Genomic DNA, 10,850 nt, shown 5'->3' on the forward strand with positions numbered 1-10,850 from the left:
CTAGCTCGCACGCCTTTTTTCGCATTTGCTTTGCCTTTTTCGCGTCTTTTTTTACTTGCTCGTATCTGTTTTCGTTGAAATTTCCCTCATACAGCCACGCCGCTCTCGCGCAGCCGCCTACGTAGCCTAGCTTACACGAGCGCTCGTAATACTCCATCATCTCGCCTATATCGCCTCCCGTTCGCTCTATCATCCAGCCCACGTTGTAGCATCCGGGAGCGTATTTTTTGTTGCATAGGGTATTGTTTATCGCAAACGACTGCACCTCGTCGCCTAGCTCTTCTTGCATGAAATTCGCTAACGCCAAGCAACCGGGCAAATACTCGTAAAGGACGCAGCTAGCCTTGTAATACGCGCTAATCTTAGTCTCGCGCTCGCTCTTATCCGCGGCCTTTACTAGATTATTTTTATAAAGTTCGCCCAGATAAAAGCAGCCCTCGCCGTCTCCTTTAGCGCAGGCTAGGCTAAATAGCCCCTCCGCCGCGCCATAGTCTTGTTTGGAATTTGCGGCCACCATGCCAGCTTGTACGCACTCTTTGGTAGCGTTTAGGTCGGGATTTTTGCATTTTTTGAGCTTTTCAAGCGTATCTGCGGCCAACAATGGCGAAAGGCCGGGCTCGCTAGCGAATAAATTTAACGCTACAAAGAGCGCAAATAATAAATTTTTCATTTTTATCCTTTAAATTTACCTAACCCCGCGCTTTGGCGATGCAAGCGGCGACGGCCTGCATCAAAGCGCCGCGAAATCCGCCTTTTTCAAGCGCAGCAAGTCCCTCGATCGTGGTTCCCGCCGGCGAGCAGACCTCGTCTTTTAGCGCGGCAGGGTGCTTGCCGCTTTGGATCAGACGCGCCGTCCCTTCTACGGCTGCGCAGACGGCGTCGTAGCAAAGCTGCCTAGGCAGTCCGCCCCGCACGCCGGCATCGGCCGCAGCCTCGATAAAGGCGCACGTATACGCCGGCAAACTTCCCGCGATACCCGTAAATGCGGCAAAACCTGCCTCGTCTATCTCGTAAATTTTACCGATTTTAGCGATTATCTCGCGCACGGTCTCTTTCTTAGCCTCGCTAAATCCCGCGTCAAAGCAAAGAGCCGTGGCCGACGCTCCGATGCTAGCTGCGACGTTTGGCATCGCGCGAGCGATATAAACGCCCTCGCCAGCGATTTGTCTAGCGCGCTTTATGTCAAAATTCGGCGCCAAAAGAAGCAAAATTTTGCCCGCTAGCTCGGGTGCGATCAGGCGCAAGATAGCCTCGTAGCTAGCGGGTTTAGTAGCCAGTACGACCGCGTCCGCTTCGCGCGCTAGATCCGCTTCGCTCGCGGCTATTTTTACGCCGAATCTCTGCCGCAAAGCTTCGTTTTTGCTTCTGGCGCAGGCTAGGATTTCAAATTTCGTCTTTTTTTCGCATTCGTGCGGGCTTGCTTTTTTATCCGTTTGCGCTAAATTTTCCGTCCCGCGCGCCTCGCTGCCGCTGGATTTTTGCTCGTCCTCGGCAAAGCTTCGCACTGCGCCGGCCTCGTCAGATTGCGCTCGCCAAAGCGCCTCTATCATCGCGCCACCCATATTTCCGCCGCCGATAAAGCCGATTTTAGGATTTTTCATTTTGCTGCCTTTTTTAGGGTACCGATTTTAACCGCCTTGCCCGCGACCGCGTCACGTACCACCGCGCTATCCGCCCAGATAGCCCCCGTAACCTGCCCAGGCGTCAAGGTATAAACGCCGCCCGTTTGCGCCTCATCGCTAGCCTTAAAGTCGTTGCCCACGACCAGCTCATAGACGTCCTTCGTGTCGTTTTCAAATTTGATCGCCGCTTTTAGCGTCGGCGCTTCGCCCTGTTTTGCCGCGCCCGCGTACTGCTCGAGCATATTTTTGCTAAGCTTGCCGTAGACGTCGCCGTCTGGGCTTAGATATATCCGCACGGCGCGCTTATCCGAGTTTTTGCCGCCTTTTTCGCCCTTACCGGCGCTCACGCTCATCTCGTAGGCGGTTTCTCCCGTCGGAAAATCCTTAAATTTAGCGTCCGGGACGAAAATCCGCACGTTGTCCGTTACTACTTTTTCGTCGTGCGTCTGCGGCGTTATGCCAGTTAGCACGATCGTGGATTTCACGTCTGCACCTTTATCCGAAGCAAGCGCCGAGATCGGCACGCGCGTAAGTAGCGTCGTCTCGTAGCAGCCGCCAAAAATAAACGCCGCGGCAAAAGCAAAGATAAATTTTAGTTTTTTCATCGGTTTCCTTTAAATTTACGCCGATTTTAGCATAAATTTCGCCTTTCTACGCCCGAGCGGTGACCTGCGACGGGTCAAATTTCATCGCCGAAAAAGTCGCCGTCGATGTCGCAAATTTCGATGTTTTGTCGCACCGAAAAAATACTAATTCAGCTTTAAATTTGACTCCAAATTTGAACGTAAAACGATAAGGCGAAGTATTTTATAGAAACATTTTGCTTCGCAAAAACGCTACGCTTGTTTTGAGATGATTTTTGGGGTTTTCTGCTTCGTAAGCTCGCAGCTGCAAGCAGAATGAAGTTAAAATTTGACGAGGATAAGGCATATAGCCTATCGAGTCAAATTTTAACAAAATCCGCAAAAAGCGCTCAAAAGACGAGCCGCTAACGAATTTGCCCGCCTCCACGGACGACGTATTTATAGGTCGTAAGCTCCCTCACCCCCATCGGCCCTCTGGCGTGCAGCTTTTGCGTGCTGATGCCGATCTCCCCGCCAAATCCAAACTCGCTACCGTCGCTAAAACGCGTCGAGGCGTTGGCGTAGACGACCGCGCTGCCGACTTCGTTCAAAAATCGCTCGACGTTTGAGTAATTTTCACTCAAAATCGCGTCCGAATGCCCGCTAGAATGCGCATTTATAAAGCCGATCGCCTCATCCGTATCTCGCACCGCGCGTACAGCCAAAACGAGATCCAAAAACTCGGCGCCAAAATCGCTCTCACTTGCAGCCTTAACGTTTGCCAAACCGCGCAACTCCGACTCGCACGCGCCTAGAAGCTGCTCACTCACGCGAAACTCGACCTCCGGCATCTCGCGCACCAGCTCCGGTAAAATTTCGCCCGCTATGCACTCATGCAAAAGTACGCACTCAACGGCGTTACAGACGCTTGGGCGCTGGGTTTTGGCGTTTTTGATTATCTTTGCAGCCTCGCTCAAATTTGCGCTCTCATCGACGAAGATGTGGCACACCCCCGCGCCCGTCATGATGATCGGCACGGTCGCGTTTTGCGCGATAAAATCTTTTAAGCTCTTGCCGCCGCGCGGTATCAAAACGTCGATATACTCGCTCATTTTCGCCATTTGCGCCACTACTTCGCGTTCGGCGCTTTTTACTAGCTGCACCGCGCCCGTCGGTAAGCCGAATTTCGCCCCCGCCTCGTTAAATAAATTTACTAAAAAGATATTCGAATTTAGCGCGCTAGCGCTGCCTCGCAGAATCGCCGCGTTGCCGCTTTTTAGCGCCAGAGCCGCCGCGTCGATGCTGACGTTTGGACGGCTCTCGTAGATGATACCCAGCACCCCCAGCGGCACGCGTACGCGGCTGATTTGCATGCCATTTGGATGGCTCCAGCCGCCTAAATTTTCGCCCACGACTTCGGCGAAGCCCGCCACCTCGCGCACGCCCTTCGCCATAGCCTCGATGCGGGCATCCGTTAGTCGCAAACGATCAAGCAACGCCAAGCTAAGGCCCGATTTCTCGCCGTTTGCAAGGTCTTTGGCGTTTGCCGCTTTTATAGCCTCTTTTTGCGCTAGCAGCTCGTCCGCCACGGCGTTTAAAATTTCAAATTTAGCCCTGCTATCAAGTCTCAAAAGCTCGCCACAAACAGCCTTTGCACGCTTACATATATCTAAAATTTCATTCATTTTCGCTCCTTAATCTATAAAAACCGTGCGCAAGCGTCCCGCTCCCGCAAGCGCGGCATGGCAAATTTTAGCGACGCGTCTACTAAATTTACCTTTAAATTTGACTTGATTATAGCCAAATTCGCCCGAATTTTATGCGAGCGTAAAAATACGATATAATCGCCAAAATTTATAAAAAGGAAGCAAAATGGGCGGAATAAAAGAGTTTTTAAAACACGAAGCCAGCGGCGGGATTTTGCTGATGATCGCTACGGTCGCGGCGCTGCTATGCCAAAACACGTTTTTGAGCGATTTTTACAACGAATTTTTAAAGACCAAATTTACCGTGAGCTTCGGCGAATACGGGCTAAGCAAGCCGCTAATCTTGTGGGTAAACGACGGATTGATGGCGGTATTTTTCTTTCTCATCGGGCTTGAGTTAAAGCGCGAAGTGCTGGAGGGCGAGCTAAAAAATCCGTCGCAAATCGCGCTACCGGCGATCGGCGCAGCAGGCGGCCTGATAGTGCCCGCAGTTATCTTCTATCTTTTTACGAAGCACGACTCCTTCGCGCTTGGCGGCTGGGCGATACCGACAGCGACGGATATCGCGTTTGCTTTGGGGATTTTAAGCCTACTTGGGCCGCGCGTACCGACTAGTTTAAAAATTTTCCTCATGATGTTAGCGATCGTTGACGACCTTTGCGCGATCGTGATTATCGCGCTATTTTACACGAGCGAGCTTAGCACACAAATGCTTGCGGTAGCGAGCGTTTGCCTAGCCGCACTTTTTGCGCTAAACAGACTCGGCGTAAAGAGCAAAGCGGCGTATCTAATCGTAGGCGCGGTGATGTGGGTAGCGGTGCTAAAATCGGGAATTCACGCCACGCTTGCGGGCGTCGTAGCGGCCTTTTTCATACCGCTTAGCTTTAAAGACGAGCCGGGCAAATCTATGCTAAAAAGTATCGAGCACGACCTGCACGGCTGGGTAGCGTTTGGCGTGCTGCCGATATTTGCCTTCGTAAACGCAGGCATCTCACTGCGAGGCGTCGGACTGGACGAGATTTTGTCTCCGGTCGCGCTAGGCACGGCGCTGGGGCTTTTCATCGGCAAGCAAATCGGAGTATTTGGATTTAGCTTTTTAGCGATCAAATTTAAGCTAGCCAAGCTGCCCGAGGGGTCAAATTTCATCCAGCTTTACGGCATTGCCGTGCTTTGCGGCGTAGGGTTTACGATGAGTCTTTTCGTCAACAGCCTAGCCTACAACGACACGGACGCCTTTGCCTACACGGACAAGCTTGCTATATTGCTAGGTTCGGTAGTTTCAGGCGCCGCCGGGTTTATATTACTAAAATTTAGCACCGAAAATCCGGGCGCGATAGAAAAACGGTAGTGAGCAAAGCGGCTCACTACCGCCGGCTACCTCGTAATCCATAAATAAAATCGCAAACTACGCCGCCAAACGCCGCAAAAATCGCGCCGATAACCAGAGCCGCAGCAAGATTATAAGGCGCGCTGTCGTTTGCAAGGGCATAGGCGTCAAAGCGCACGTAAACGCCCCATCTGCCACCCATCCCTTCAGACGCAAAGAGCAGCCCGCTAAACGCGAGAAAACAAAATCCGCCGAGCACGACGAGTTTTGCGGCTACGACGATCAAATTTACGCCTCCGACATCCGTGCGGCCGTAGTTTAGGCAAAAAACGGCGGCGAAAAAGCAGATCCAAAACGGCGCGGCGCAGGCGTAAAAAGCAATCACGTTTAGGCTCGCGCCGTTGTTTGTAAAGTCGTCTAAAAACGGTGCAAAAACACGCACGCCGCGGATAAAAGGTAACCAAAATTTAAGCTCTAAAATCTCGTCCGGGCTTAAATTTAACGCCCATATCCCAAGTGCCGCAAAAAATAAGACCCCGAGCGAAAACGGCGCCCAGCCGGCTAAAATAGCTCGCTCAAACAAGCCTTTATGCGCCACAGGGTCGCGGCGGGATTTCGCGGTCTGCGATTCTTTTTCGTTCATCGTTTTCCTTAAACTGATCCATATTTTAAAGCGCGCTCAAAAATCAACCATCAAATTTAACGGCAGGCGCGCGGTTGGTTTAGACAGTCAAATTTGATCAAATTTAGCCGCCGTATCAGCTTTAAATTTTACAGCCATATAGCGAAATTTGCTTAAAATTTGGCGTAAATTTGACACGCTCGAGGCTAAATTGAGCCGCCAGCAAACCGCCAAATTTGACCTAAATAAGCGCGATGTTGTCGATGTGCAGCGCCTCGTCCTCGTATTTGTAGCCCAGAACCGCCTCGATCTCTTCGCTCTTGCGCCCTTTTATGAGGGCTAGCTCGGCCGAGGAGTAGTTTGTTATGCCGCGAGCTAGCGCCCGGCCGCTTGTATCTTTGATAGTTAGCGTTTCGCCACGCTCAAACTCGCCCACGACCTCGTGGATGCCGACTGCTAGCAGGCTTTTACCCTCTTTTAGCGCCTTCGCTGCGCCCGCGTCGATAGCGACGGAGCCTTTGTCCGCGGCGGAGTAGGCGAGCCAGTATTTACGCGAATTTATCCTATTTTTGCCCGCCAAAAAGAGCGTCCCGACCTCGCAGCCCTGTGCTGCTCGCACGATGTTTCGCGGGTCGGCGCCGTTTGCGATGATGAGGTGTGTGCCGTTTTTGGTCGACATCTCGGCTGCGGTGATTTTGGTGCGCATGCCGCCGGTGCCAAATTTACTGCCCTCCGCGCCCGCAGCGGCTCTAATGCTATCATCTAAATTTTCGACCAAATTTATAAATTTAGCGTCCGCAAAAATGCTGGGATTTTTATCGTATAGCCCGTCGATATCGGTCAAAATCACGAGCAAATCAGCTTCGATTAGTCCCGCAACCAGCGCGCTTAGCGTGTCGTTGTCGCCCACTTTTACGCCCCTTATTCCCTCGCCCACGACGGGGTCGTTTTCGTTGATGACGGGGATGATTTTTTTGGCAAGCAGGGAGCGCAGGACGCTGCGCATATTTAGGTAGCGGCGGCGGTCGCTAAAATCGTCCTTGGTTAGCAGCAGTTGCGCAATCGTCTTGCCGTGCGCCCAAAATAAAATTTGATAAAGATGTATGAGTGAGACCTGCCCGATGGCCGCAAGCGCTTGCTTTTCGACGATGGATTTTGGCTTGTGCGCGAGCTTCATCTGACCCATGCCAGCCCCCACGGCGCCCGAGGTTACGAAAACCACTTCCGCGTTTTCGTTTAGTTCGCTTAAATTTGCTACGATTTGCTTGATTTTGTCCTCGTTTAGCGAACCGTCCGCGTTTGCCAGCGTCGAGGTGCCGACCTTTACGACGATGCGTTTTACGCCGCCTAGAAGCTCTTTTCTATCCATTTTACCGCTCCGAAATTTTTGAAAATTATACCCAAAACGGCTTATTTTAAATTTTAGCTTTATAGCGCGGCGATGGCGCGAAATCTAGGTAAATTTAATCAGGCGGCGCGGAGGTTAAGATCGCATCTCCGCTTGAGAGGGTCGCTACGATCGACGACGGGTTCGTCGAGAGCGTCATGACACATCTTGGCGTGATCGACAAGGTAAAGCTCATCGGCTCGTGGCCTATGAAGAGAGACTACAAATACGACTTCACCACCAAAGCGGGCGAAGCTTACACACTTCGCGAATGGAACGTCATGAAGTATCTGCACCCGTGGCTAAATGACCTGCCTTGCGTAAATTCTCCGCAAGGAAACGTTATAAATTTCGAAGCCTTAGCAAACGAAAATCCGCAGCTAGTGATCCTTCGTATCGGAGACTGCACGCTGCGCGGCTCAAATAAAGACGCCGTAGAAAAAACGATCGCCACTATCGAAGCTCTGGGAATTCCGCTTGCCGTGATCTATGCTCCAAGAGGCGCTGAAATCGCAACGATGCAAGAGGAGATGCGAGTGCTCGGAGAGATATTTGGGCAAAAGGACAAGGCTCTAAAACTCTTTGAATACCTCGACAAAACGCAAAAACTCGTGCAGGAGCGCACGGCAAATTTAAAAGAGGATCAAAAGGTAAGCATGCTCTACATGGGGCTTAATCCAAATATCCGCAAAAACGGCGGCGTGGCGAGCGCTTACGGCGTAAATACCCCCGAATCCTTCATCATCGAAAATATCGCGGGCGCTAAAAACGCATTTAGAGGCGACGGCTCAAACGTGATTCTAAGCACCGAGCAGCTCTACGCGATAGATCCCGACGTCATCGTGCTGCCGACCTCAAACGGCTACCATCCCGCAAGCGAGCTTTTAAATTCGGCAGATTTTGAAAAACTTGAGGAGCTAAAAGCGATCAAAAACAAGCGCGTTTACGCTATGCCGTGGTCGCCGATGAACTGCGCGCGCCGCGTGGAGTATCCGATCGATATCCTCATAATCGCAAAAGCGGCCTATCCGCAGCTCTTTTCAGGCATCAAGGTTCATAAATTTGTCATCGATTTTTACAAAGACGTTTACGGCGTGAGCGAAGAGCAGGCAAAGGCGCTTAGAAGCGAGCAAATTTTAGACTGGACGGTAGAGAATGACTTTTAAGCCAGGCGCTTTTAAGTCAAATTTACTATTTTTATTCGTTCTTTTGGGCGCGCTTTTGCTCTGTATGATCGCGGCGCTCATGCTCGGGGATTATAAAATTTCGATCGCTAAAATTTTGGACGTTTTAAATTTGAAAATTTTTGACATCCCCGCCGCAGGCATCTCTAAGATGGATCAAACCGTCATCTTTGAAATCAGAATGCCTAGAATTTTAACCGCCGTGATAGTGGGTTTCGCGCTTTCAAACGCGGGCGCGATATATCAGGCCTGCTTTAAAAACCAGCTCGTTGAGCCCTTTATACTGGGAGCTAGCTCGGGCGCGGCCCTGGGCGCGGCACTAGCGATACTGTTTTCGGGCATATTTTTTAATATCGCTTTAAGCGCGTTTGCATTTTCGTTTTTTGCGGTGTTTTTATCCTATACGCTCGCAAAAAACGGCGGTATAGTGCCCGTAGTGGGACTTATCTTATCTGGCGTCATCGTAAGCTCGATATTTTCTGCGTGCGTATCGATCGTAAAATACGTCAGCGAGGACGCGCAGCTAAGAGAGATCACATTTTGGATGATGGGCGGGCTGTATTACTCCAAATGGCAAAGCCTAGGCGAGATCGCATCGGTCACGGGAGTTTGCTTTGTAGCACTTTGCACGCTTGCGTGGAAGCTAAATTTACTAAGTCTAGGCGACGATCAGGCAAGAAGCCTCGGCATAAATCCCGAAAAATACAAGCTTATATTTATAACGATCGCTACTTTGATGACCGCAGTGTGCGTGGCAAATGTGGGCATCATCGCGTGGATAGGACTCATAATGCCTCACGTAGCGCGCCTCATAAGCGGCCCGGATAACAGATGGGTGCTGCCGCTATCGGGGCTTATAGGAGCGCTCTATCTGCTCGTATGCGACACGCTCGCGCGCACGGTAGCGATGGCCGAGATCCCCGTGGGCATCATAACCTCTTTGGTGGGCGCGCCCTTTCTCATCGCGCTTTTAAGAAGCAAAGCAAAGGAGCTGCTAAAATGATACTGCAAACGAAAAATTTATCCTTTAGCTACGGAGGATTTGGGCTCGAAGACGTAAGCATCGAGATCAAAAGAGGCAACATATGCGGTCTTTTAGGCACCAACGGCAGCGGCAAGAGCACGTTTTTTAACTGTTGTATGAAATTTCTAAGTATAAAAGGCGGCGAAATTTACGTTGATTCGCAAAATACGAAGCACAAAAGCCCCGCGTGGATGGCCAAAAACATCGCCTACGTCGCGCAGCATACCGAGCTGCATTTTCCGTTTTTCGTAAGAGACATTGTCCTGATGGGCCGCTCCACGCACGTAAAGAGCCTATTTGGCTTTAGTAAAGACGACAAAAGAGCGGTTAGCGAGGCGATGGAGTTTATCGGTATCTCGCATCTGGCGGATAAAAAGATGAACGAGCTTAGCGGTGGGCAGCGGCAGCTCGTTTTTATCGCCAGGGCGCTTGCGCAGGATACGCCGCTCATCTTGCTTGACGAGCCGACGTCCGCGCTTGATTTTAAAAACTAGATCACGCTTTGGAAAATTTTAAAAAAGATCGCTGCGGGCGGCAAGACGATCGTCATATGCACGCACGAGCCAAACCACATCCTTTGGTTTTGCGACGAAGTGATAGTGTTTAAGGGCGGGCGGATCGTCTCAAAAGGCAGCGTCGCTCAGGTTTTAAACGACGAGCTGCTGGCTAAAATTTACGGCGACGTCTGCACCTTTGAAAAACTCGCGCAAAAAGAGGTGATCTTGCCTAAGCTCTAGCTACTCCTCCAAACTGTACCCGATACTGCGCACGGTTTTTATTAGCTCAAATGGTAGCTTCGCGCGTAGCTGACGCACGAGCGAGCGCAGGCGATCGGACGAGACGTTTTCGTCTTTATAGATACTCCACTCAAGCTCCTGGATCGTGACTACGTGCGGGGCGTTTTTGGCTAAAATTTCTAAAAACAACCCCTCTTTTTTACCTAGCATTATACTTGTGCCGTTTATGTGCAGAGTGAGGCTGTTTTTGTCGTATACGGCGCCGTTTTTTAGCTCAAATTTGCTCCCGAGTAAAATTCGGCAGTTTCTAAATACCCGAAACAAAAACTCCTCGGGCAAAAAAGGCTTAACCATAAAGTCGTCGTATTTTGCGTAGTAAATTTTCTTGTAAAGCGTGGGAATGGCCTTATCTATAAGGATCATAACGGGAGTTAAACTTCCGTTATCTCGCAGAAATTTGACCGAGTCGAAATTCGCTAGATCCTTCGTCTTTACGTCGATGACGTAAAAGATGTAGCGGTTGCCGCTATAATAATCCTCTTTTAGCTCGCTTAAATTTTCAAAACGAACTAGGCGGATGTTAAAGCGGTAAAGCGCGGCATTGAGGTTTAGCTGCATCTGAGCGTCGTCGCTAACGAGCAAAATTTTCTTCATTTTAGCCTACTTTTTGGTGGCATT

12 protein-coding genes are annotated in these 10,850 nt (G+C 50.6%); 5 read left to right on the forward strand and 7 right to left on the reverse strand.

Annotation, left to right across the window (positions count from 1 at the left end; all coding sequences use genetic code 11):
- From Q0386_RS10110 to Q0386_RS10125, 4 genes are all read right to left on the reverse strand, one after another.
- Positions 1–670, reverse strand: a 670-nt coding sequence (locus Q0386_RS10110) for a hypothetical protein (RefSeq protein WP_299030518.1), incomplete at its 3' end; no start/stop codon positions are given.
- Between the two features lie 19 nt (positions 671–689).
- The gene (proC, locus tag Q0386_RS10115) at positions 690–1,601 is read right to left on the reverse strand and encodes a pyrroline-5-carboxylate reductase (RefSeq protein WP_299030523.1); all 912 of its coding nucleotides are present in this window, start codon (positions 1,599–1,601) and stop codon (positions 690–692) included.
- Complete coding sequence (locus Q0386_RS10120; protein ID WP_299030525.1) at positions 1,598–2,227, reverse strand: hypothetical protein; 630 nt, start codon at positions 2,225–2,227, stop codon at positions 1,598–1,600. Before Q0386_RS10120 ends, proC begins: the two co-directional genes overlap by 4 nt.
- A 383-nt stretch (positions 2,228–2,610) precedes the next feature.
- Positions 2,611–3,870 (reverse strand): glutamate-5-semialdehyde dehydrogenase, encoded by a 1,260-nt coding sequence (locus Q0386_RS10125; protein ID WP_299030526.1) that lies wholly within the window; start codon positions 3,868–3,870, stop codon positions 2,611–2,613.
- Between the two features lie 187 nt (positions 3,871–4,057).
- Here Q0386_RS10125 and nhaA point away from each other — a divergent pair, with 187 nt between their 5' ends.
- Positions 4,058–5,239: a Na+/H+ antiporter NhaA gene (gene nhaA / locus Q0386_RS10130; RefSeq protein WP_299030528.1), complete on the forward strand. Its 1,182-nt coding sequence runs from the start codon at positions 4,058–4,060 to the stop codon at positions 5,237–5,239.
- A gap of 16 nt (positions 5,240–5,255) precedes the next feature.
- Here the strand turns inward: nhaA and Q0386_RS10135 are convergent, their stop codons facing one another.
- Together Q0386_RS10135 and proB are read right to left on the reverse strand one after the other, a co-directional pair.
- Complete coding sequence (locus tag Q0386_RS10135) at positions 5,256–5,861, reverse strand: hypothetical protein (RefSeq protein WP_299030530.1); 606 nt, start codon at positions 5,859–5,861, stop codon at positions 5,256–5,258.
- A gap of 220 nt (positions 5,862–6,081) precedes the next feature.
- Positions 6,082–7,209 carry a glutamate 5-kinase gene (gene proB, locus Q0386_RS10140; RefSeq protein ID WP_299030534.1) on the reverse strand — a complete coding sequence of 376 codons (1,128 nt, stop codon included), beginning with the start codon at positions 7,207–7,209 and terminating at the stop codon, positions 6,082–6,084.
- Positions 7,210–7,385: 176 nt separating this feature from the next.
- On the opposite strand from proB, the gene Q0386_RS10145 reads away from it, so the two are divergent.
- The 4 genes from Q0386_RS10145 (at position 7,386) to Q0386_RS10160 (ending at position 10,172) form a co-directional block, all read left to right on the forward strand.
- Positions 7,386–8,393 (forward strand): ABC transporter substrate-binding protein, encoded by a 1,008-nt coding sequence (locus Q0386_RS10145; RefSeq protein ID WP_299030535.1) that lies wholly within the window; start codon positions 7,386–7,388, stop codon positions 8,391–8,393.
- Entirely contained in the window at positions 8,383–9,414 is a 1,032-nt protein-coding gene (locus Q0386_RS10150) for an iron ABC transporter permease (RefSeq protein ID WP_299030536.1), read from the forward strand. The genes Q0386_RS10145 and Q0386_RS10150 overlap by 11 nt, the downstream gene beginning before the upstream one ends.
- On the forward strand, positions 9,411–9,929 hold the full coding sequence (locus Q0386_RS10155) for an ABC transporter ATP-binding protein (protein WP_299030538.1): 519 nt from the start codon (positions 9,411–9,413) through the stop codon (positions 9,927–9,929). Before Q0386_RS10150 ends, Q0386_RS10155 begins: the two co-directional genes overlap by 4 nt.
- Before the next feature lie 105 nt (positions 9,930–10,034).
- A complete protein-coding gene (locus Q0386_RS10160) occupies positions 10,035–10,172 on the forward strand; it encodes a hypothetical protein (protein ID WP_299030540.1) in 138 nt (45 codons plus the stop codon).
- Here Q0386_RS10160 and Q0386_RS10165 read toward each other — a convergent pair whose 3' ends face one another.
- Positions 10,173–10,826 (reverse strand): winged helix-turn-helix domain-containing protein, encoded by a 654-nt coding sequence (locus tag Q0386_RS10165; protein WP_299030542.1) that lies wholly within the window; start codon positions 10,824–10,826, stop codon positions 10,173–10,175.
- Positions 10,827–10,850 lie beyond the last annotated feature (24 nt).

The sequence above is a fragment of the uncultured Campylobacter sp. genome (assembly GCF_938045625.1).
GTDB lineage: Bacteria > Campylobacterota > Campylobacteria > Campylobacterales > Campylobacteraceae > Campylobacter_A.